The 22,910-nt window shown below is 59.0% G+C and carries 21 protein-coding genes and 1 other annotated feature; all 21 genes read left to right on the top strand.

Translation table 11 applies throughout. The features are described from left to right. Window positions 1–21 precede the first annotated feature (21 nt). Complete coding sequence (cysS, locus tag B7E11_RS02290; protein WP_080832007.1) at window positions 22–1,434, top strand: cysteine--tRNA ligase; 1,413 nt, start codon at window positions 22–24, stop codon at window positions 1,432–1,434. Further along, window positions 1,431–1,892, top strand: coding sequence for a Mini-ribonuclease 3 (locus tag B7E11_RS02285; RefSeq protein ID WP_080832006.1), 462 nt, complete (start codon window positions 1,431–1,433; stop codon window positions 1,890–1,892). Before cysS ends, B7E11_RS02285 begins: the two co-directional genes overlap by 4 nt. 254 nt (window positions 1,893–2,146) lie before the next feature. Then, window positions 2,147–2,941, top strand: a complete 795-nt coding sequence (gene rlmB, locus B7E11_RS02280; protein WP_240353501.1) for a 23S rRNA (guanosine(2251)-2'-O)-methyltransferase RlmB — start codon at window positions 2,147–2,149, stop codon at window positions 2,939–2,941. Beyond that, window positions 2,928–3,476, top strand: a complete 549-nt coding sequence (locus B7E11_RS02275) for an NYN domain-containing protein (protein ID WP_080832004.1) — start codon at window positions 2,928–2,930, stop codon at window positions 3,474–3,476. The genes rlmB and B7E11_RS02275 overlap by 14 nt, the downstream gene beginning before the upstream one ends. A 143-nt stretch (window positions 3,477–3,619) precedes the next feature. Further along, window positions 3,620–4,270: an RNA polymerase sporulation sigma factor SigH gene (gene sigH / locus B7E11_RS02270; protein WP_080832003.1), complete on the top strand. Its 651-nt coding sequence runs from the start codon at window positions 3,620–3,622 to the stop codon at window positions 4,268–4,270. 346 nt (window positions 4,271–4,616) lie between these two features. Next, a complete protein-coding gene (gene rpmG, locus B7E11_RS02265) occupies window positions 4,617–4,766 on the top strand; it encodes a 50S ribosomal protein L33 (RefSeq protein WP_080832002.1) in 150 nt (49 codons plus the stop codon). A gap of 18 nt (window positions 4,767–4,784) precedes the next feature. After that, complete coding sequence (gene secE / locus B7E11_RS02260) at window positions 4,785–4,994, top strand: preprotein translocase subunit SecE (RefSeq protein ID WP_080832001.1); 210 nt, start codon at window positions 4,785–4,787, stop codon at window positions 4,992–4,994. Between the two features lie 23 nt (window positions 4,995–5,017). After that, window positions 5,018–5,551, top strand: coding sequence for a transcription termination/antitermination protein NusG (gene nusG, locus B7E11_RS02255; protein WP_080832000.1), 534 nt, complete (start codon window positions 5,018–5,020; stop codon window positions 5,549–5,551). A gap of 80 nt (window positions 5,552–5,631) precedes the next feature. Further along, a complete protein-coding gene (gene rplK, locus B7E11_RS02250; RefSeq protein ID WP_080831999.1) occupies window positions 5,632–6,057 on the top strand; it encodes a 50S ribosomal protein L11 in 426 nt (141 codons plus the stop codon). A gap of 163 nt (window positions 6,058–6,220) precedes the next feature. Next, a complete protein-coding gene (rplA, locus tag B7E11_RS02245) occupies window positions 6,221–6,913 on the top strand; it encodes a 50S ribosomal protein L1 (protein WP_080831998.1) in 693 nt (230 codons plus the stop codon). A 58-nt stretch (window positions 6,914–6,971) separates the two neighbouring features. Further along, window positions 6,972–7,149: a sequence feature (ribosomal protein L10 leader region), on the top strand. A 55-nt stretch (window positions 7,150–7,204) separates the two neighbouring features. Next, complete coding sequence (gene rplJ, locus B7E11_RS02240) at window positions 7,205–7,708, top strand: 50S ribosomal protein L10 (protein WP_080831997.1); 504 nt, start codon at window positions 7,205–7,207, stop codon at window positions 7,706–7,708. A gap of 95 nt (window positions 7,709–7,803) precedes the next feature. Next, a complete protein-coding gene (rplL, locus tag B7E11_RS02235) occupies window positions 7,804–8,172 on the top strand; it encodes a 50S ribosomal protein L7/L12 (RefSeq protein ID WP_080831996.1) in 369 nt (122 codons plus the stop codon). A 112-nt stretch (window positions 8,173–8,284) separates the two neighbouring features. Further along, window positions 8,285–8,893 carry a class I SAM-dependent methyltransferase gene (locus B7E11_RS02230; RefSeq protein ID WP_080832036.1) on the top strand — a complete coding sequence of 203 codons (609 nt, stop codon included), beginning with the start codon at window positions 8,285–8,287 and terminating at the stop codon, window positions 8,891–8,893. A gap of 309 nt (window positions 8,894–9,202) precedes the next feature. Further along, entirely contained in the window at window positions 9,203–11,572 is a 2,370-nt protein-coding gene (locus B7E11_RS02225; RefSeq protein ID WP_080831995.1) for an S-layer homology domain-containing protein, read from the top strand. Window positions 11,573–12,104: 532 nt separating this feature from the next. Further along, window positions 12,105–15,650, top strand: coding sequence for a DNA-directed RNA polymerase subunit beta (rpoB, locus tag B7E11_RS02220; RefSeq protein ID WP_080831994.1), 3,546 nt, complete (start codon window positions 12,105–12,107; stop codon window positions 15,648–15,650). 144 nt (window positions 15,651–15,794) lie between these two features. Continuing rightward, window positions 15,795–19,385 carry a DNA-directed RNA polymerase subunit beta' gene (rpoC, locus tag B7E11_RS02215; RefSeq protein ID WP_205432801.1) on the top strand — a complete coding sequence of 1,197 codons (3,591 nt, stop codon included), beginning with the start codon at window positions 15,795–15,797 and terminating at the stop codon, window positions 19,383–19,385. 286 nt (window positions 19,386–19,671) lie between these two features. Further along, the gene (locus tag B7E11_RS29320) at window positions 19,672–19,929 is read left to right on the top strand and encodes a protein kinase family protein (protein WP_176220575.1); all 258 of its coding nucleotides are present in this window, start codon (window positions 19,672–19,674) and stop codon (window positions 19,927–19,929) included. After that, complete coding sequence (locus B7E11_RS02210; RefSeq protein WP_139787042.1) at window positions 19,898–20,803, top strand: ABC transporter ATP-binding protein; 906 nt, start codon at window positions 19,898–19,900, stop codon at window positions 20,801–20,803. The genes B7E11_RS29320 and B7E11_RS02210 overlap by 32 nt, the downstream gene beginning before the upstream one ends. Continuing rightward, complete coding sequence (locus B7E11_RS02205; protein WP_080831991.1) at window positions 20,800–21,504, top strand: hypothetical protein; 705 nt, start codon at window positions 20,800–20,802, stop codon at window positions 21,502–21,504. The genes B7E11_RS02210 and B7E11_RS02205 overlap by 4 nt, the downstream gene beginning before the upstream one ends. Before the next feature lie 418 nt (window positions 21,505–21,922). Then, entirely contained in the window at window positions 21,923–22,342 is a 420-nt protein-coding gene (rpsL, locus tag B7E11_RS02200) for a 30S ribosomal protein S12 (RefSeq protein WP_080831990.1), read from the top strand. A 73-nt stretch (window positions 22,343–22,415) separates the two neighbouring features. Continuing rightward, on the top strand, window positions 22,416–22,886 hold the full coding sequence (gene rpsG, locus B7E11_RS02195; protein ID WP_080831989.1) for a 30S ribosomal protein S7: 471 nt from the start codon (window positions 22,416–22,418) through the stop codon (window positions 22,884–22,886). Window positions 22,887–22,910 lie beyond the last annotated feature (24 nt).

The following is a 22,910-nucleotide window of genomic DNA, read 5'->3' as shown; positions in this document are numbered from 1 at the left end:
ACCGAAAAGGAGCAGACTTACGTGAGCCTGACGATCTATAACAGCTTAACCCGGGAAAAGGAAAAGTTCGAGCCGCTTCATCCCGGACAAGTCAACATGTATGTATGCGGGCCGACCGTCTACGACTATATTCACCTCGGCAACGCGCGTCCGGTCATTTTTTTCGACGTCGTGCGCCGATTTTTGGAGTCGATCGGGTATAACGTAAACTATATCGTCAACTTTACCGACGTTGACGATAAAATGATCCGCAAGGCGCAAGAGCTCGGCGTCTCGGTTCCCGAGCTCGCGGAGCGGTTCATCGCCGGCTACCACGAAGACCGGGAAGCGCTCGGCGTCCGTCCGGCGACGCTGAACCCGCGGGTAACGGACAACATGGAGGAAATCGTCGCGTTTATCGGAGAGCTCGTGGAGAAAGGCTATGCCTATGAAAGCGGCGGAGACGTCTATTACCGGACGTCGAAATTCCCGGATTACGGGAAGCTTTCGCACAAGCGCCTCGAAGATCTGCAGTACGGCATTCGCGTCGAGGTGGACGCCCGCAAGGAAAATCCGCAGGATTTCGTCCTGTGGAAGGGAGCGAAGCCCGGCGAAATCAAATGGCCGAGTCCCTGGGGCGAAGGTCGGCCGGGCTGGCACATCGAATGCTCCGCGATGGCGCGCAAATTCGCCGGCGACACGCTGGACATTCACGGCGGCGGCCACGATCTGCAGTTTCCGCACCACGAATGCGAAATCGCGCAATCCGAAGCGCTGACCGAACGGCCGCTCGCCCGCTACTGGATGCACAACGGGTTCGTCAACATCAACAACGAGAAAATGTCGAAATCGCTCGGCAACGGCATCAACGCGCGCGAAATGGTCAAACGGACGACGCCGCAGGCCGTTCGCTACGTCGTGCTTACGACGCATTACCGCAGCCCGCTCAACTTCAGCGAGGAGACGATCCGCCAGGCGGAAAACAGCGTCGGCCGGCTCGCGACTTCCCGCGACAACGTCAAAATCCGGCTTTCCGGAGAAGAAAAAAGCGCAAGCGGCGCGCCCGCCGACGAACAGCTGCAAAAACGGCTCGTGGAGCTGGCCGAGCAATTCCAGGCGAAAATGAACGACGACTTCAACACGGCCGACGCGGTGACGGCATGGTTCCAGCTCGTTTCGGAGGCAAACGCCTACCTGCAGCGGGAGAAGGCGAACGCCGACGACTTGCGGCTGTTCGCGCAGCTGTTCGGCGAGTTTGACGACATCCTCGGCCTGCTGCCTCCCGAAAAGGCCGACGAGCTGCTGGACGAGGAGATCGAAAAGCTGATCGCCGAGCGCACGGAAGCGCGCAAATCGCGCAACTTCGCGCGCGCCGACGAAATTCGCGACCTGCTGGCCGCGGAAGGCATTCTGCTCGAAGACACGCCGCAAGGCATCCGCTGGAAGCGCAAATGACGGAGGGGACGAATCGCGAAGCCGCCGTCGTCGCCCCCGAGCTTCCGCGCGACGTGCCGGTCGGCCAGCTGTCGCCGATCGCGCTCGCCTATATCGGCGACGCGGTATTCGAGCTGTACGTCCGCCAGCGCCTGGTGGCCGCCGTCACGCGCAAGCCGCACGAGCTGCACCGGGCGGCGACCCGCCATGTGTCGGCGGCCGCGCAGGCAAGGCTGCTTCGCCGCTGGCAGCCGCTGCTGACCGAGGACGAGGCGGACGTCGTGCGGAGGGGGAGGAACGCGAAGTCCGGGCAGCCCCCGCGCAATGCCGATCCCGACGATTACCGGCACGCCACCGCGCTGGAGTGCCTGGTCGGCTATTTGTACTACAAAGGCTGCCGCGAGCGGCTGGAGCAGTTGATCGATCTGGCGTTCGAAGACGAACCGACGACGAGCGTGCAGGAAAGGATGAAAACTTGATGAACAATCGCAACCGCACGCGATCTCCGGGGGCCCCGGGAGCTTCGCGGAAGCCGAACGGGGGCGGGCGTCCCGGGGACAACCGCGGGAGAGCCGAATTCGCCGGCGGGCCGGAGCGGGGCCGTCCGGCCGCAAGCGCGCAGCAGCGCGATCGCGGGCAGGCCGGGCAACCGGACCGCGAACGGGCGGACCGGCGGGACCGCCAGCCGCAGCGACGATACCAGGCGGAAAGGGAAGGCGAGGAGCGCGAGCTTTTGGCGGACCGGGAGGACGAGGCGTCCGGGGAATATCTGGCCGGCAAGCATCCCGTGCTCGAAGCGCTGAAGGCCGGACGGTCCCTCAACAAAATATGGCTGTCCAACCAGGCCCAGCGGCATGCGGTGCAGCCGATTATCGACGAGGCCAAGGCCAGGGGCGTCGTCGTGCAGTTCGCGGACAAGCGCAAGCTGGACGGCCTGGCGCCCGACATGGCGCACCAGGGGGTAGTCGCGCAGGCGGCCGCCATGTCCTACGCCGACGTGGAGGACATGCTCGCCCTGGCGGCGGAACGGGGCGAATCGCCGCTGCTCGTGCTGCTGGACGAGGTGGAGGACCCTCACAACCTCGGCTCGATCCTGCGCACGGCGGACTGCACGGGGGCGCACGGCGTCATCGTGCCGAAGCGGCGCAGCGCCAGCCTGACGGCCGTCGTGGCGAAAACGTCGGCCGGGGCGGTCGAGCACGTTCCGGTGGCGAGGGTGGCCAATCTGGCGCAGACGATCGACCGGCTGAAGGAAGCCGGCGTGTGGATCGCCGGAACGGACGTCTCGGCCGCCCAGGAGGTGTACCGGGCGAATCTGAAAGGCCCGCTCGCCATCGTCATCGGCAACGAAGGCAAGGGAATATCCCGCCTCGTGCGGGAAAAGTGCGATTTCCTGATCTCCTTGCCGATGTTCGGAAAGATCAATTCGCTCAACGCGTCCGTCGCCGCCGGCGTCATTTTGTACGAAGCGGTGCGTCAGCGCCATTCCGGCCCTCAAGCTTCGGAGGGCGGGCATGCTCAATCGTGAAGACGTTCTGATAGTCGACGGCTACAATATGATCGGGGCCTGGCCGGAGCTGGAGAAGCTGAAGCTGGAGCGGCTGGAAGACGCGCGCGATCGCCTGCTCGATTTGCTGGCGGAATATCAAAGCTATTCCGGGGTCAAGATTACGGTCGTCTTCGACGCGTTCCGGGTTCCCGGAGCCGGCGCCGCCTTTCGCCAGCACCGGCTGCAGGTCGTGTTCACCCGGGAGAAGGAAACGGCGGACGAATGCATCGAACGGCTCGTCGGAGACATGAAGTCGGTGCGGCGCAACGTGTACGTCGCCACCTCGGACCAGGTGGAGCAGACCGTCGCCTTCGGCCGCGGGGCGTTCCGCGTGACCGCCCGGGAGCTTCGGCTCGCCATCGAAGAAGGGCGCAGGGAGATCGAGTCCGCCATCCGCCGCGAGCCTCCGCCGAAGCGGAACCCGCTCGCGGGCGTGCTCCGTCCGGACGTTCAGCTTCGCCTCGAGCGGTTGCGGCGGGGGGGAACGTTTTCGGAGGAGGACGGCGAGGAATAGGGAAAGGATTCGTGTCGAAACCCGGGAACCCTTGTCAAATCGGGTTTGATCGGTTGACGCTATTGGTTTCATCAAGTATATTGGTATAAGATTGGTAGTTTACTTGCTAGATCAACTCGCCTTGACGGTCGGAGGGATGATTCGTGAGCTTAGACGTAAACGAGCTGGCAACACACGAATATGACTTCAAGGCCGACGAGGACATCGTAGAAGCCGTTCATGAAGGAAATTCCGAAGCGCTCGAGTACTTGATCCATAAATACCGCAATTTTGTCCGCGCGAAGGCTCGCTCCTACTTTTTGATCGGCGCGGAACGGGAGGACATCGTACAGGAGGGCATGATCGGCCTGTACAAGTCGATCCGGGATTTCAGAGGCGACAAGCTGGCGTCCTTCAAGGCGTTTGCCGAATTGTGCGTCACCCGCCAGATCATTACGGCGATCAAGACGGCGACCCGGCAGAAGCATATTCCGCTCAATTCCTACGTTTCCCTGGACAAACCGATCTACGACGAGGATTCCGACCGGACGCTGCTCGACGTCATCTGCGGCTCGAGAGTGTGCGATCCCGAGGAGCTCATCATCAACCAGGAAGAGTTTTTCGGGCTTGAGGACAAGATGTCCGAAATTTTAAGCGACCTGGAGCGCAAGGTGCTCATGCTTTATCTGGACGGCCGGTCCTACCAGGAAATCGCCGTCGATCTCGACCGGCACGTCAAGTCGATCGACAACGCGCTGCAGCGGGTGAAGCGCAAGCTGGAGCGATATCTCGAAGTGAGGGATTTCGGGAACTGACCGTACATAAGCGCCGTCGGCAGAAGCTTTTCTGCCGGCGGCTTTTATTGTCGGCGGGCCGCGGAGCGGCGATTCTCGCGAGACGCGGTTAAAGCGGGCGAAATATTGGTAGAATGGTAATGAGCTCTGTGGCCGGAGTCGCGTTGCTGCCAGCAAAGCGCGGAACCTTTTCGTTGACATCGAATAGGCCCTGTGATAAAGTATTTTAGTAACCTTAAGGTGGAGTTCTGTGCGCAGGTCCGGATTCGGGATGAAACGCCAGGTTTCGTTGTCGTAGGGCGGCGAAGCGGGAGGATCGCCCGGATTCAATATGTTTATGAGGTTGGCAACCCGGGAGGTGGAACACATGCGGGTAGTGGTTACGATGGCTTGCACGAACTGCAAGCAACGCAATTATACGACCAGCAAGAACAAGCGGACGCATTCCGAACGCATCGAGCTGAAAAAGTACTGCAAGTTTTGCAATGAACATCACGTTCATCGCGAAACGCGGTAAGTTCTAGGAGGTTTGGACGTGACTTTCCTGGCCAAAATGAAACAGAGCTTCGGGTCCTTTTTTGCGTTTTTCGGCGATGCCTGGGGTGAACTGAAAAAAGTCCGCTGGCCCAAACGTAAGGAACTCGTCAGCTACACGATCGTCGTTATGGTGACCGTGGTTCTGGTGACTCTCTACTTCTGGGTATTGGATATTATCATTTCGCAGCTCGTCGATCTCGTCATTTGACGCCGGACCCTAAGGTGACATCGATGGAGAAAAGATGGTATGTTGTCCATACGTACTCCGGGTATGAGAACAAGGTGAAAACCAACCTGGAGAGACGCGTGGAGTCGATGGGCATGCAGGACAAAATTTTCCGCGTGCTCGTGCCGATGGAAGAAGAGATCGTCAACAAGGACGGCAAGAAGAAGACGGTGATGCGCAAGGTGTATCCCGGCTACGTCCTCGTTGAAATGATTCAAACCGACGACTCTTGGTACGTGGTCCGCAACACGCCCGGCGTTACCGGGTTTGTCGGATCTACCGGTTCGGGATCGAAGCCGACGCCCCTCCTGCCCGAGGAAGCGGAGCAAATTTTGCAGCACATGGGCATGGAAGAGCCGAAGCCGGTCATCGATTTCGAATTGAAAGAGAACGTACGGGTCAAGGTCGGGCCTTTCGCGAATTTTGTCGGCTCGGTGGAAGAAATTCTCCACGACAAGAGCAAGCTGAAAGTGCACGTCAACATGTTTGGCCGGGAAACCCCGCTTGAGCTGGATTATACTCAGGTGGAGAAGATATAACTATCTCTGTAGGTTTCTGTAAGAGCGGGAGGGGCCGACGGCTCCGTTTCACCGCATTTTGGGGCAAGGAGGTGTGCATCATGGCGAAAAAAGTCATTAAACTGGTCAAGCTGCAAGTGCCGGCAGGGAAAGCGAACCCGGCGCCGCCGATCGGTCCGGCATTGGGTCAAGCCGGCGTGAACATCATGGCGTTCTGCAAAGAGTTCAACGCTCGTACGGCAGATCAAGCCGGTCTGATCATCCCGGTTGTCATTACCGTGTTCGAGGACCGTTCCTTCACGTTCGAAACGAAGACGCCTCCGGCCGCCGTATTGCTGCGCGTAGCCGCAGGGATCGAAAAAGGCTCCGGCGAACCGAACAAAAAGAAAGTCGCAACCGTCAAACGGGCCAAAGTACGCGAGATCGCCGAGCAAAAAATGCAGGATCTGAACGCGGCTTCCGTCGAAGCGGCCATGCGTATGGTCGAAGGTACCGCCCGCAGCATGGGCGTTACGATCGAAGACTGATTCCGGACGGAACGTTGTTGCGCCCGGAAGCTCCGGATGCAAATCCGGAAGCAGCCTCGTCCGCCGGTCCCGACGGATCGGAAAACGGATGGCGGTTAGCGGGCCGGCAAGGCTCGCGTGTGGGAGGACATTTCCGTTAATACCACAGAAGGAGGAGAACATAATGGCTAAAGTAGGCAAGAAGTATGCAGAAGCCGCCAAGCTGATCGATCGCGACGCCACTTACGAGGCGCTCGAAGCGATCGAACTCGTGAAAAAAGCGGCATCGGCCAAATTCGACGAATCCGTCGAAGTAGCCGTGCGTCTCGGCGTAGACCCGAGAAAGCAAGACCAAAACGTCCGCGGCGTCGTTGTCCTGCCTCACGGCACGGGCAAAACGAAACGCGTTCTCGTATTCGCCAAAGGCGACAAGCTGAAGGAAGCGGAAGCTGCCGGCGCCGATTATGTCGGCGATCAAGACCTCATCAACAAAATCCAGCAGGGTTGGTTCGAGTTCGACGTCTGCGTCGCGACTCCGGACATGATGAGCGAAGTCGGCAAGCTCGGCCGTATTCTCGGGGGCAAAGGCCTCATGCCGAACCCGAAAGCCGGCACGGTTACGAACGACGTAACGAAAGCCGTGCAAGAGATCAAGGCCGGTAAAATCGAATACCGTCTGGACAAAGCCGGACAAATTCACGCTCCGATCGGCAAGGTATCGTTCGACGCCGAAAAGCTGAACGAAAACCTGAAAGCCCTGATCGACGCGCTGAACCGCGCGAAGCCGGCGGCTGCCAAAGGCGTGTACCTGAAGAACATCTCGATTTCTTCGACGATGGGACCGGGCGCGCGCGTGAACGTTGCGGCTTACCGTTAATCGTTCCCATTAAACGGCGATTGACATCCGCCATGCGTTCATGTTAAGCTGGCAGGGTTAAAGTTGAATATGGATACCGTAGACCGTAGGTGCCGCGAGGCTTAATTTCCTACCGAGGTGTGTGAATAGAGTTTGGCCGACTTTTCGCGCTTCCGGCATGATGCCGGAAGACGAAGGGAAGGCGAACGAACACGTCATGCCTCCGCAGCGTCTGCGGAGGCATTTTTAATGCTTCTGCCAGGCGCGGCGGGAACGATACGGTGGAATCAAGAACCAGGAGGTGTGTGCGAAATGGCAAATGCAAAAATCATCGAAGCGAAAGCCCAGGAAGTGGAAGCGATCGCGACGAAGCTGCGCGAAAGCGCGAGCACGGTCGTCGTCGATTACCGCGGCCTGAACGTGGCTCAAGTAACCGAGCTGCGCAAACAGCTGCGCGAAGCCGGCGTCGAGTTCCAAGTTTTGAAAAACTCCCTCGTCAGCCGTGCCGCGGCCAGCGCCGAGCTGTCCGAACTGGACGCCGTCCTGACGGGCCCTACGGCCGTCGCGTTCAGCAAAGACGACCTCGTTGCCGCAGCTCGCATTTTGAACGGTTTCGCGAAGAAAAACGATGCGCTGCAACTGAAGGGCGGCGTCGTGGAAGGCCGTTACATCGACGCGGCGCAAGTGAAGGCGCTGGCCGACCTGCCGTCCCGCGAAGGCTTGCTGTCCATGCTGCTCAGCGTCCTGCAAGCTCCGATCCGCAACTTCGCGCTGGCGGTCAAAGCCGTCGCCGAGAAGAACGAAGCGAGCGCCTAATCCGCAGGAAGCCGCCTGAGGGCGGAGTTCTCCCGGCATAAGCGCGAATTTTGCACCGCACAGAAATCAATTTAAAATTAATGGAGGGTATATCCATGAGCAAAGAGTCTATCATTGAGGCCATTAAAGGCCTTAGCGTTCTGGAACTGAACGATCTGGTCAAAGCAATCGAAGAAGAATTCGGCGTAACGGCGGCTGCTCCGGTTGCAGTCGTCGGCGGCGGCGGCGGCGCGGCTGCCGAAGCGGCAGAGCAATCCGAATTCGACGTCGTGCTGGTCGAAGCCGGCGCTTCCAAAATCAACGTCATCAAAGTCGTTCGCGAAATTACGGGTCTCGGCCTGAAAGAAGCGAAAGACGTTGTCGACAACGCTCCGAAGCCGATCAAAGAAAAGGTCGCCAAGGAAGAAGCCGAATCGATCAAAGCCAAGCTCGAAGAAGCAGGCGCAAAAGTCGAAGTCAAGTAATTTTGCGGCATAGAAGCAAACCCCTTGAAGATGATCTTCGAGGGGTTTTGTTCGCGATGAGGAGGCAAACTAATCATCGTTTACGTTGGAGGACGAGGAGCTTGACTTGCCCATGAGCGATCACTATTACACGGAGCGGCCGACGGCCGCCAGCGACCGGCGAACCCTTCGGGAGGAGCTTAGAGGGTTTCCTTTCCGTTTCGTCTCCGATGCCGGCGTGTTTTCGCGAGGCGAGGTGGATTACGGGAGCCGAGTGCTGATCGATTTTTTGGACATCCCGGAAAACGCGAGCGTGCTCGACGTAGGCTGCGGCTATGGCCCGATCGGCCTTGCGGCCGCCCGCCTTGCGCCGCGAGGACATGTCACGATGGTGGATGTCAACGAGCGCGCCGTGGCGCTTGCCCGCGAGAACGCGGCCTTGAACGGAATCGCCAACGTCACCGTTTTGCAGAGCGATCTGTACTCGGCGGTAGAAGGCTCGCGTTTCGACGTCATTTTGTCCAATCCGCCCATCCGCGCGGGAAAGGCGGTCGTCCATCGAATTTTGGCGGAAGCGAAAGATCTTCTCCGTCCCGGAGGTTCGCTGTGGATCGTCATCCGCAACAAGCAGGGGGCTCCTTCGGCGAGAGCGAAGCTGGAAGAGACGTTCGGCGAGGACGCCGTCGAAGAGATGGGAAAGGACAAAGGCTATCGGATTTACCGGGCGACGGTTCCGGGCTGAACTTGCGGCGGCGCGCGAACGGGGAACGCGAATCGCCGCAAGCCGTCGTCAATAGCGGCTTTTTCGATCGGGGATGGGGACAGGAAGCTTTTCGGGGCAGCGATGCCGGCGGAGGGCTTTTTTTGTGCCTGAAAATTTCGCCTTCATGGCCGTATGTGCCCCGAAAACCTGACGTCCGAATTAACGCCCCATATACAAACCGTTAACACAATTCGGTTTAAACTATTTTGCGCTTGTCTTATAGTAGGTCTGTAAATCGGCGCTTCAGATACTTGCGGCCATGTCGTCGCTTCGGGGGAGGAGAAAGGTTTGATTCGATTTGAGGGGAAAAGAAAGCTTTTGTCGCTGTTGACGGCCTCGTCCATGCTGTTGCTGTCGGCGGTGTCGATCGCGGGACTCGGAGGGGCAGCCCCCGCATCCGCCGCTTCGCCGGATTTCGAGCTGCGCATTTTGCACACCAACGACACGCACGCGCACCTCGACACCGCTCCCAAACGGGTAACGGCGGCGAAGCAAGCCCGAACGGAAAACACGATTCTGGTCGATGCGGGCGACGTTTTTTCCGGTACGCTTTATTTTAACCAATTCAATGGACTGGCCGACGTCTGGTTCATGAACTTGATGGGCTACGATGCCATGACGTTCGGGAATCACGAGTTCGACAAAGGGCCGGGAGCGCTTGCCGATTTTATCGAGGCGGCGAATTTCCCGTTCGTCAGCTCCAACATCGATTTTAGCGCGAACGCCGAAGTCGGCGGCCTGTTCAAAGGAGAGATTGGCGCGGCGAGCGTTACGGGAGCGGTCTATTCGTCCATCGTCAAGGAAGTGGGCGGGGAACGCATCGGCATTTTCGGCCTGACGACTCCGGATACGGTTTCGCTTTCCTCTCCGGGGGATACGATCGTTTTCGAAGATTATAAAGCGAGCGCGGAGACGGCCGTGGCTAAACTGAAGGAGGCGGGAGTCGACAAAATCGTCGTCCTGTCCCATCTCGGCTATACCGAGGACGAGAAGCTGGCTCGGCAGGTGAGCGGCATCGACGTCATCGTCGGCGGCCACTCCCATACGAAGCTTGAAGAGCCGGTCGTTTACAATGCGGACGGCGAGCCGACGCTGATCGTGCAAACGGGCGAATACGGCGACAACCTGGGCCAGCTCGATGTCACGTTCGACGAACGGGGCGTGCTGAAAGCCTGGAGCGGAAAGCTGCTCGCCGTCGACGGGTACGAGGACGATGCGGAAGCTGCGGCCAAGCTGCAGGAATTTGCGGCGCCGCTCGATGAGCTGCGGAAAACGGTCGTCGGCAAATCGGAAGCCGCGCTCGACGGATCGCGCGAAACGGTCCGGAAGGGGGAGACCAACCTCGGCAACCTCATCGCGGACGGCATGCTGGCCAAAGTGAAAAGCATCGTGCAGGCGCCGGATGCGGCGGGCTATGTGACGATTCAGAACGCGGGCGGCATTCGCGCTTCGATCGACGAGGGAGACATTACGCTCGGCGAGGTGCTTACGGTCATGCCGTTCGGCAACAATCTGACCGCATTGAAAATGACCGGACGGGAGATCGCGGCCGCGTTGGAGAACGGGGTAAGCGGCGCCGAATCCGGGGAGGGCCGCTTTCCGCAGGTAGCGGGCATGCGTTTCTATTACGATTCCACGAGGCAGCCGGAAATCGTCGATTCGGTTACGGGCGAAGTGAAGCAGGAAGGTTCGCGCATCGTCAAGGTGCAGATCGAAGGCGCGGACGGCAGCTATTCGGATATCGATCCGAACGCTTATTATATCGTGGCGACGAATTCCTTTCTCGCCGGCGGCGGCGACTTCTACCGTTCGATGGCCGCGGCCAAGGAAGACGGGCGGCTGTACGAGCTGAACCTGGTCGACTACGAGGTGTTCGTCGATTACTTGAGCCGGCTCGGCACGGTCAATAGCGAAACGGAAGGGCGCATTACGGATTTGCTTGGCGGACCGCTTCCCGGCCAGGGCGTCGTCATCCCGTTGCCTTCGAACGGTTCGAACGGCTCCGGCGGGAACGGCGCGAACGGCGAAGAACAAACCGACGGCGGAAGCGCGCCGGACGACGGCGAAGAAGGTTCGTCCGGCAGCGGCGAGCCGTCCGGCGGGGAGTCTCCGGCAATCGAATTCTCCGATACGGCAGGGCACTGGGCGGAGGCTTCGATTCGTCAAGCGGCGTACTTGGGCATCGTCAACGGCTATCCGGACGGCGAATTCCGGCCCGACGCTCCGGCGACCCGCATCGAGTTCACGGCGATGCTGGGCAGGGCGTTCAAGCTGGAAGGCGAATCGTCATCGCCCGATTTCGCGGACGAAATTCCGTCCTGGGCAAGAAGCTATGTGGCGCAGGCAGCGGCCAAAGGCATCGTGACCGGCTATGCCGACAAAACGTTCCGGCCAAACGGGACGCTGACCCGGGTCGAGATGACGGTGATGGCGGTTCGCGCGCTCGGGCTGCCGACCGATCCGGCCGCAAGTCCCGGCTTTGCGGACGACGACCGGATCCCGCAATGGGCGCGGCCATACGTCGCGGCGGCCTACGAAGCGGGACTCGTCGGGGGGACCGGCGGCAATCTGTTCAGCCCGAACCGCGAAGCGACGAGGGCTGAAGCGGTCGGGCTGCTTCTGGCCGCGGCGGTTCTGGCCGGCGCAAACGGAAACTGATATTCGAGGAAGGCGCTGCCGGCGGGCTCGAGTACGTCGCAGCTCCCGGCCGTTTTCCATAAGACCGGCAGGCGAATTCTTTCCTGCCGGTCTTTCTCTTGCGAACGAAACGGTTTTTTGAAACGGGTTCGCGAAATTTGGTATACTGTCCTTGTCCGGGTCCCCCTTTTATTCAAATCAAAAAAGATTTGACTCCTCATTTTCAATGTGATATCATTAAAAAATGTCAGTATTAGGATGGGCTCAATGTCTTTAGCAGACTAAAATGTCAAGTCCTAATCGCGTTTTGGGAATAAGTTTATGCCGATAGGCGTATAATGAGTTTGTTTTGGGCAAATGACTGGATAGAGACGCCATTGTGCCGCCAATCGGCGCATAAGGGCTTTTCTTTATTTATGTCTATCGGGCTTTTGCTCGTGCGGACCTTTTGCGCCTAGAGTGTCATACGCCCGCGAGTCGGCTGCCTCTGCTAGTGCTGGAGAGAGGATCTCGTTCTCGCTTGTGTTTAAGTAGAACGAAGGGGTGAGGTAAATTGGCAGGACATCTTGTTCAATATGGTCGCCGAGAGCGGCGCAGCTATGCCCGCATCAAGGAAGTGTTGGAGGTTCCGAACCTGATCGAGATTCAAATGCAATCGTACCAGAAGTTTCTGGACGACGGTTTGCGCGAGATCTTTCAGGACATTTCGCCGATTCAGGACTTCACGGGCAATCTCGTGCTGGAGTTTATCGATTACAGTCTCGGAGAACCGAAGTATTCCGTCGATGAGTCCAAAGAGCGCGACGTGACGTATGCGGCCCCGCTGCGCGTCAAAGTCCGGCTGCTTAACAAAGAAACCGGCGAAGTGAAGGAGCAGGAAGTGTTCATGGGCGATTTTCCGCTCATGACCGAAACCGGCACGTTCATTATCAATGGCGCGGAACGGGTCATCGTCAGCCAATTGGTGCGCTCCCCGAGCGTCTACTACAGCACGAAAGTGGACAAAAACGGGAAAAAGACGTTTACCGCGACGGTCATTCCGAACCGCGGCGCCTGGCTTGAGCTGGAAACGGACGCGAAGGACATCATTTACGTCCGGATCGACCGCACCCGTAAAATTCCGGTAACCGTCCTTCTCCGTTCGCTCGGCTTCGGGTCGGACGCCGAAATTCTGGATTTGCTCGGCCACGACGAATATATTCGCAACACCCTTGAAAAAGACAACACCGACTCGACGGAAAAAGCGCTTATCGAAATTTACGAGCGCCTTCGCCCCGGCGAGCCGCCGACGCTCGAGAACGCGCGCAATTTGCTCATCGCCCGCTTTTTCGATCCGAAGCGTTACGATCTGGCCAACGTCGGCCGCTACAAAATCAACAAAAAGCTCCACATCAAAAACCGTCTGTTCAACCAACGCCTCGCCGAGACGCTGGTCGATCCTTCCACGGGCGAAATTATCGCGGAAGCCGGCAAGGTCATCGACCGCCGCCTGCTCGATTCCATCATGCCCATGCTGGAGAAGAACGTCGGGTTCAAGACGTACCGCGTAACGGGCGGCGTCCAGGAGGCGGAGGACATTCCGCTCCAAAGCGTCAGCGTGTACTCGAACGTCGAAGAAGGCAAAGTCGTGAAGGTGATTTCCAACGGCATCATCGACAAGTCGGTGAAGAACATCACGCCTGCGGATATTATTGCCTCGATCAGCTATTTCATCAACCTGCTGCACGACATCGGCAGCACGGACGACATCGACCACCTGGGCAACCGTCGTCTGCGTTCCGTCGGCGAGCTGCTGCAGAACCAGTTCCGGATCGGCCTGTCCCGGATGGAGCGCGTCGTTCGCGAGCGGATGTCGATCCAGGACCAGAACGCGATCACGCCGCAGGCGCTCATCAACATTCGCCCGGTCATCGCGGCGATCAAGGAGTTTTTCGGCTCCTCGCAGCTGTCGCAGTTCATGGACCAGACGAACCCGCTTGCGGAATTGACGCACAAGCGCCGCCTGTCCGCGCTCGGTCCCGGCGGCTTGACGCGGGAACGCGCCGGCTTCGAAGTGCGGGACGTGCATCCTTCCCACTACGGGCGGATGTGTCCGATCGAAACGCCGGAAGGTCCGAACATCGGCTTGATCAACTCGCTGTCGACGTTCGCCCGCATTAACGAGTACGGCTTTATCGAAGCTCCGTACCGCAAGGTCGACCACACGACCGGCGTCGTGACGGACGAAGTCGTCTATATGACGGCGGACGAGGAAGACAACTACATCATCGCCCAGGCGAACGCCGCGCTGACCGAGGAAGGCAAATTCGCCGACGACATGGTCATCGTCCGCTATAACAAGCAGGCGGACAACATCCTGACGATGCCGAGCGATCGCGTCGACTTCATGGACGTATCGCCGAAGCAGGTCGTATCCGTCGCGACGGCGATGATCCCGTTCCTCGAGAACGACGACTCCAACCGCGCGCTCATGGGTTCGAACATGCAGCGCCAGGCGGTTCCGCTGCTCGTGCCGGACGCGCCGCTCGTCGGCACCGGCATGGAGCATAAAGCCGCCAAGGATTCGGGCGTGTGCGTCGTCTCCAAGTACGACGGCGTCATCGAGCGCGTGACGGCCAACGAAATTTGGCTGCGCCGCACCGAGATCGTCGACGGCAAGGAAGTGAAAGGCGATCTCGTCAAATACAAACTGCAAAAGTTTATGCGTTCCAACCAGGGAACTTGCATCAACCAGCGGCCGATTTGCCGCAAAGGCGAAATCGTCAAAAAAGGCGACATCCTGGCGGACGGCCCGTCCACGGATACCGGGGAATTGGCGCTCGGCCGCAACGTCGTCGTCGCCTTCATGACGTGGGAAGGCTACAACTACGAGGATGCGATCCTGCTGTCCGAACGGCTCGTGCGCGAAGACGTCTACACTTCGATCCACATCGAGGAGTACGAGTCGGAAGCGCGGGACACGAAGCTCGGACCGGAAGAAATCACGCGCGACATCCCGAACGTCGGGGAAGACGCGCTGCGCAACCTTGACGAGCGCGGCATCATCCGCGTCGGCGCGGAAATCGGCGCCGGAGACATTCTCGTCGGCAAGGTAACGCCGAAGGGCGTGACCGAGCTGACGGCGGAAGAGCGTCTGCTGCACGCGATTTTCGGCGAGAAGGCGCGCGAAGTGCGCGACACGAGCTTGCGCGTGCCTCACGGCACCGACGGCATCGTCGTCGACGTGAAGGTGTTCACTCGCGAGAACGGCGACGAATTGCCGCCGGGCGTCAATCAGCTCGTGCGCGTCTATATCGCGCAAAAACGGAAAATCTCCGAAGGCGACAAGATGGCCGGACGCCACGGCAACAAAGGGGTTATCGCCCGCATCCTGCCGGAAGAAGATATGCCGTTCATGCCGGACGGAACGCCGGTTCAAGTCGTCTTGAACCCGCTGGGCGTCCCGTCGCGGATGAACATCGGCCAGGTGCTGGAAGTCCACCTCGGCATGGCATGCAAAAGTCTCGGCATTCGCGCCGCGACGCCGGTATTCGACGGCGCGCACGAATCCGACGTTTTCGATACGATGGAAGAAGCCGGCATGCAGCGCAACGGGAAAACGATCCTGTACGACGGCCGCTCGGGCGAACCGTTCGAACGCGAAGTCACGGTCGGCGTCATGTACATGATCAAGCTGGCCCACATGGTCGACGACAAGATCCATGCCCGTTCGACCGGCCCGTACTCGCTCGTTACGCAGCAGCCGCTCGGCGGCAAAGCCCAGTTCGGCGGCCAGCGGTTCGGGGAAATGGAAGTATGGGCGCTGGAAGCCTACGGCGCCGCCTATACGCTGCAGGAAATTTTGACCGTCAAATCCGACGACGTGGTCGGCCGGGTGAAGACGTACGAGTCGATCGTCAAAGGCGAGAACGTGCCGGAACCGGGCGTTCCGGAATCGTTCAAGGTCTTGATCAAGGAGCTGCAAAGCCTCGGCATGGACGTGAAGATTTTGTCCGGGGACGAGCAGGAGATCGAGATGAAGGAAATCGACGACGAAGACGATGCGACCGGCGACAAGCTCAATCTCAATCTCGAAGGTTCCGAAGTCGGCGTAGATTGACAGGCTGAACGGGGAACGGCGCCAGCCGCCGTTCTTCTGCCGCTTGTAAGGGCAGACAACCGTCCGCCCTGCCATTTGTTTCGAAAATCGCAGCAACCATGAAGGAGGGCTTGCTCCTTGTTAGACGTCAACAATTTCGAGTTTATGAAAATTGGCTTGGCTTCCCCGGACAAAATTCGGTCCTGGTCGAGAGGCGAAGTGAAAAAGCCGGAAACGATCAACTACCGGACGCTGAAGCCGGAGAAGGAAGGCCTGTTCTGCGAGAAGATTTTCGGGCCGACCAAGGATTGGGAATGCCATTGCGGCAAATACAAGCGCGTCCGCTACAAAGGCGTCGTCTGCGACCGCTGCGGCGTCGAAGTGACGCGCGCCAAAGTGCGCCGCGAACGGATGGGCCATATCGAGCTGGCCGCGCCGGTTTCGCACATTTGGTACTTCAAAGGGATCCCGAGCCGGATGGGGCTGGCGCTCGACATGTCGCCCCGTTCGCTTGAAGAGATCATCTACTTCGCATCCTACGTCGTGACCGACCCGGGCGACACGCCGCTGGAGAAAAAACAGCTTTTGTCCGAAAAAGAATACCGCAGCTACCGCGAGAAGTACGGCTATGCGTTCCAAGCGGGAATGGGAGCCGAAGCGGTCAAAAAGCTGCTTCAGGATATCGATCTCGACCGCGAGCTGGAAATGCTCAAGGAAGAGCTGCGCACGGCCCAAGGCCAGCGCCGCAACCGCGCGATCAAGCGCCTGGAAGTGATCGAGGCGTTCCGCAATTCCGGCAACCTTCCGGACTGGATGATCCTGGACGTGCTTCCGGTCATTCCGCCGGAGCTGCGCCCGATGGTTCAGCTGGACGGCGGCCGCTTCGCGACGAGCGACCTGAACGACCTGTACCGCCGCGTGATCAACCGGAACAACCGGCTGAAGCGGCTGCTCGACCTGGGCGCTCCGGACATCATCGTCCAAAACGAGAAGCGGATGCTCCAGGAAGCCGTCGACGCGCTGATCGACAACGGCCGCCGCGGCCGTCCGGTCACGGGCCCGGGCAACCGTCCGCTCAAATCCCTCAGCCATATGCTGAAGGGCAAGCAAGGCCGTTTCCGTCAGAACCTGCTCGGCAAACGCGTCGACTATTCCGGCCGTTCCGTTATCGTCGTCGGCCCGAGCCTGAAAATGTACCAATGCGGCCTGCCGAAGGAAATGGCGCTGGAGCTGTTCAAGCCTTTCGTCATGAAGGAGCTTGTGCTTAAAGGCCAGGCGCACAACATCAAGAGCGCGAAACGGAAAGTCGAGCGCGTCAGCCCCGAAGTGTGGGACGTGCTCGAAGAAGTGATCAAGGAGCACCCGGTTCTGCTGAACCGCGCGCCGACGCTTCACCGTCTCGGCATCCAGGCGTTCGAGCCGACGCTCGTCGAAGGCCGCGCCATCAAGCTGCACCCGCTCGTCTGTACGGCGTACAACGCCGACTTCGACGGCGACCAGATGGCCGTTCACGTTCCGCTGTCCGCCGAAGCGCAAGCGGAAGCCCGCCTGCTCATGCTGGCGTCCGGAAACATCCTGAACCCGAAGGACGGCAAGCCGGTCGTTACGCCGTCGCAGGACATGGTCCTCGGCTGCTACTACCTGACGATGGACAACAAGGAAGCGAAAGGCTCCGGCCTGCGCCTCGCCGACGTCAACGAAGCGGTGTCCGCTTACCAGCGCGGCGTCGCGGACCTGCATGCGCGCGTCGTCATTCCGGCCAAGGCGCTCAAGAAAGAGTCGTTCACGCCGGAGCAGCAGGACGCATTGCTCGTGACGACGATCGGCAAAATCATTTTCAACGAAATTTTCCCGTCGTCGTTCCCGTACATCAACGAAGCGACGAAGGAAAATCTGCTGAAAGGCACGCCGGATAAATATTTCATCTACGACAAAGGCGCGGACGTCGACAAGTTCATGGCCGAGCTTGGCACGCCGGGCGCCGTCGGCAAAGAATATTTGGGCAACATCATCGGCGAGTGCTTCAACCAGTACCACACGATGAAGACGTCGGTCATTCTCGACGACATCAAGCAGCTCGGGTTTACCTACTCCACGCGCGCGGGGATTACGGTCGGCGTCGCCGACGTTATCGTTCCGCAGGAAAAGGCGAAAATTCTCGAGCAATCCGAGGAAAAGGTCAAGGTCATTACGAACCAGTACCGCCGCGGCTTGATTACCGACGAAGAACGCTACGACCGCGTCATCGACATCTGGTCGAAGACGAAGGACGAAATTACGGACGTCCTCATGAAATCGATGGACCGTTACAACTCCATCATGCTCATGGTCGACTCCAAGGCGCGGGGCAACAAATCGCAGATCACGCAGCTCGGCGGGATGCGGGGCCTTATGGCGACGCCGTCGGGCCGCATCTTCGAGCTTCCGATCAAATCGAACTTCCGCGAAGGCCTGACCGTCCTCGAGTACTTCATCTCGACGCACGGCGCGCGTAAAGGTCTTGCCGATACGGCGCTGCGGACCGCCGACTCGGGTTACTTGACCCGCCGTCTCGTCGACGTCGCGCAGGACGTAATCGTTCGCGAGGAAGATTGCGGCACGGACAAAGGCATCGTCGTGTCGCGGATCGAGGACGGCAAGGAGATCATCGAGGATCTGTACGACCGCATCGAAGGCCGCTACGCGTTCGAGACGGTGCGCCATCCGGAAACCGGCGAAATTATCGTCGGCCGCAACGATTTGATCGACTCGGTCAAAGCCGAGGAAATCGTGTCCGCGGGCGTCACGAAGCTGCAAATCCGTTCCGTGCTCAGCTGCCGCGCCCGTCACGGCGTCTGCAAAATGTGCTACGGCCGGAACCTGGCAACCGGCAAAAAAGTCGAGATCGGCGAAGCGGTCGGCATCATCGCCGCCCAATCGATCGGCGAACCGGGTACGCAGCTGACGATGCGCACGTTCCACACCGGGGGCGTTGCGGGCGATGACATCACGCAAGGTCTTCCGCGGATCCAGGAGCTGTTCGAAGCCCGGAATCCGAAAGGCCAGGCGGTCATTTCCGAAATCGACGGCGTCATCAAGGAAATTCGCGAGGCGAAAGACCGCCGCGAAATCGAAGTTCAAGGCGATGCCGAAACGAAAGTTTACTCCGTTTCGTACGGTTCGCGCATCCGCGTTTACGAAGGATTGCAAATCGAGGCCGGCGACGAGCTGACCGACGGTTCCATCGATCCGAAGGAAATGCTGCGCATCAAGGGCGTCCGAGGCGTGCAGAACTACATTCTGCAGGAAGTGCAGCGGGTATACCGGAACCAGGGCGTTGAAATCAACGACAAGCACGTCGAAGTCATGATCAAGCAGATGCTTCGCAAAATCCGGATCGTCGATCCGGGCGACACGACGCTTCTGCCCGGCGCGTTCGTCGACGTGCACGAATACGAAGCGGCCAACCGCGAAGCGATCATGGCGGGTCTCGAGCCTGCCGTCGCGCGTCCGGTGCTTCTCGGGATTACGAAGGCTTCGCTCGAAACCGACTCCTTCCTGTCGGCGGCGTCCTTCCAGGAAACGACGCGCGTGTTGACCGACGCCGCCATCAAGGGCAAAGTCGACCGCCTGCTCGGCCTGAAAGAGAACGTCATTATCGGCAAGCTCATTCCGGCGGGCACGGGCATGTCGCGTTACCGCAACATCCGCATCGTCGATCCGCTCGACGAGTCCGCGGAAGAGGCCGAAGGCCTCGAAGCCGTCACGATCGAATAAACCGGCTTGCCGGTTACAAAAGCAGCGCCCTCGCGGCGCTGTTTTTTGCATGCCGGAAAGTTTAGGTTCTTCGCCTTGCGAAAGCGTTTTAGGAAAAATTAGGGGAGGAGGAGTGGGGCCGCGCAAGCGAAAGGAGCTAGGTTGGATTTTGTCCAATCTAAAGAGCGGAAAACGGGGAAACCGTGGGCTAGAGTGGATTTAATCCAACGAGAAACATGGAATTTGGGTGAAAAGGCGGAAAAGGCCTCGCCAGATTGGACAAAATCCAACGAAGATGACGTGTTTCGTGGAAACACCGGTTTTGGTTGGACAAAATCCAACCAAGCTTCGCCGAACTCAGCATCCTCCCGATTCGTCCTGCTCAACCCTGCTCAACCCTGCATTCTTCGCGCCACAGCAAATTTTAGCAGGCTTGATTCCGTTTTTGCCTGCCGCATTTGCAACTTTCCGTCGCCCGTTTCGTAAAAAGGGTGTTCGATATTTGCCGAAACGAAATCGCGGAGACGAAAAATATGAGCCCATCCCCCATCATCAAACTGAATGACGCTTGCAAAAGCTACGAAGGCCGGACCGTGCTTTACCCGTTGACGCTGGACATTCGGTCCGGAGAGACCGTCGCCGTCGTCGGAACGAACGGCTCGGGGAAAAGCACGCTGCTGAAAATACTGGCGGGCCTCAGCCGGCTGACGGGCGGAAGCAGTACCGTCGGCACCTCGGGAGGGAAGGCCGCGAGATTCGGTTTTGCGCCGGATCGGTTTCCGAAGCTTCGCTTTACGGCAATCGAGTATTTAAGCCATATGGCTGCCATATCGGGCATGGAGAAGAAGTCGGCCGGGCAAAGAATCGAAAGGCTGCTGCAAGACTTCGGCCTCGATTCGTACGCCGAGCTGCAGATTCGGCATTTTTCCAAAGGGATGCTGCAAAAAATCAACGTGATCCAGGCGGCGTTGGGGGAGCCCGACTTGTTGCTGTTGGACGAGCCTTTTTCCGGATTGGACGTCGAGACCCAGGCGGACCTGTACGGCAAGCTTGCCCGGCTGCGCGAGGATGGAACCGCGATCGTGATCACAGGACACGAAAACGATTGGCTGCCGCGACTTGCCACCCGCATATTGTCGCTCAAGGAGGGACGATTGCTGGATGACCGGCAGGCAGCGGTGGAATTGGCTCCGCTTTGCGCGGTGGAGTGCCGGGTTCCGGAGTCGGCGGCGGAAACCGTCATGGCCCTGCTGAACCGTCCGGAGTTGCCGGGAATGGTCAGCTACTCGCTGTCGGGCGGAAAGCTGGCCTGCCGGATTGAGTCCGCCCGCTGCGACGGCTGGCTGCTCCGGCTGTTGTCTGGAGGAGCTTCGGTCGTGTCGGTGGCCCGGACATACGGGGAAGAGCCGCAAGACGGGCAGAGGAGGGACGGACGATGAAAGCTCTCCTTCGTTATTTTTTCCGCGACTACCTTCGTTCGATTCGGTATTTGCCTTCATTTCTGGCGTTCGCGATCGTGCTGATCGTCGTCTACAGCGTCGCTCCGAACCCGGTCATGAACAGTTACTCGTTTACGGCCGTCTGGCTGTTTTTGGCGATGGCCTGGATGGCATACGGATATATCGACGCGGAAAACGAAACCCAGCAGATGGTGACCGTTCTGCACGCGGGGAACGCCGTCCGGTATTACCGCGCGAAGCTGCTGCTTATCATGCTGATCGGAGCCGCGCTCGCTGTCGGAGCCGTCGCTTATCCCGCGATTTTGGACAAGTTCGACAGACCGCCCGATTTGTCCGAGCTGACCGCGGCATTGACGGCGCACATCGCGATCGCCTGGCTTGGCATCGGGTGCGCGAGTCTGTTTTCGTCCAAACTGATCGGAAGAAAACAAACCTCGCTTATCGGCCTGCTGCTTGTTCTGGCTCTGGCGATTGCCGGATTCGGCGTTAGCGAACGGCTGCCCGAGCTGATCAAATTTGTCGCGTGGAGCTTGCCGCCGGCATTTCGCGTCATGGACGTTTTGATCCGATTCGACGAGCGCTCCGCAGGCGGGGTTGCGTTTACGATCGCGTTTGCGGCGCTGTATTCGCTCGCGCTGATGGAAATCGCCTGCAGGCTGATGAAGCGGAAATTGTTCTGAAAAAAAATCGGCCGCTTCGCCTGTTTTCAACCGGCCGGATTCTTGACATCCCAAAGCCCAGGTGCTACTATATCATAGTGTGTGCCTGACCTTAATGTATTCATCTGTATTATCGCAGATAGAGGAAGGCGGCGCAGGGTGCTCTTTTTCACCCGGCTATCCGGATTCGCACGTCGTTCAAGAGAATGTGCGATCGGACGATGCCCGGCTGATTAGCGCGCAATCGATGTCGGCACGGCAATGGCCGCGGTCGTGGAGATATAAGTTCTTTAGGGTTCTAACCGTTCTTATCGCAAGAGGGAAACGGTCAGACCCTTTCGCACTTCTCAAAATGAACCGCCTGGATCTGTGGGCTTCGCAAACGGATGCTCGGCCGTAAACCGTATATGCCTCAAAATCATGGGAAGGGGGTGGCAACATGCCAACAATCAACCAGCTCGTACGCAAAGGCCGTGAGCCTAAGGTGGTAAAATCGAAATCTCCTGCACTGCAGAAGGGCTTCAACGCGCTGAAACGCGAAGAAACCGATCTGAGCTCCCCGCAAAAACGCGGTGTCTGCACTCGCGTAGGTACGATGACCCCGAAGAAGCCGAACTCGGCGCTTCGCAAATACGCCCGTGTTCGCTTGACGAACCGCGTAGAAGTGACCGCGTACATTCCGGGAATCGGCCACAACCTGCAAGAGCACAGCGTCGTGCTCATTCGCGGCGGCCGGGTCAAGGACCTTCCGGGTGTCCGTTATCACATCGTTCGCGGCGCGCTCGATACCGCAGGCGTCAACAACCGCAAGCAGGCCCGTTCCAAATACGGAACGAAGCGTGCTAAAGCGAAGAAATAATAGGCAGCCGTCCTAGAACGGATGTATAGGCGCGGCTATGCGCTACCAACAATGGGGAAGGAGGAATTTTTCGATGCCACGGAAAGGACCGGTACCGAAACGGGACGTTCTCCCGGATCCGGTATACAACAGCAAACTGGTTACCCGGCTCGTCAACCGGATCATGATCGACGGCAAGAAAGGCGTTGCCCAACAACTCCTGTACAATGCCTTCAATCTGATTCAGGAGCGTTCCGGCAAAGATCCGATGGAAGTATTCGAAGCGGCCATCAAGAACATCATGCCCGTTCTCGAAGTCAAGGCTCGCCGCGTAGGCGGCGCCAACTACCAAGTTCCGGTTGAAGTCAAGCCGGAGCGCCGCACGTCCCTTGGACTGCGCTGGCTCGTCAACTACTCCCGCAATCGCGGAGAGAAGACCATGGAAGAACGTCTCGCGGCCGAAATCATGGATGCTGCCAACAACACGGGAGCAGCCGTAAAGAAACGCGAAGACACGCACAAAATGGCAGAAGCCAACAAAGCGTTCGCACACTACCGCTGGTAATCCCGCGGAGCTGAAGAACCGAAA

Source organism: Cohnella massiliensis, assembly GCF_900169535.1.
In the GTDB taxonomy this organism is placed as follows: Bacteria; Bacillota; Bacilli; order Paenibacillales; family Paenibacillaceae; genus Cohnella; species Cohnella algarum.
Note: the sequence above shows the minus strand (reverse complement) of the source record. Positions and strands in the feature narration are given on the sequence as shown.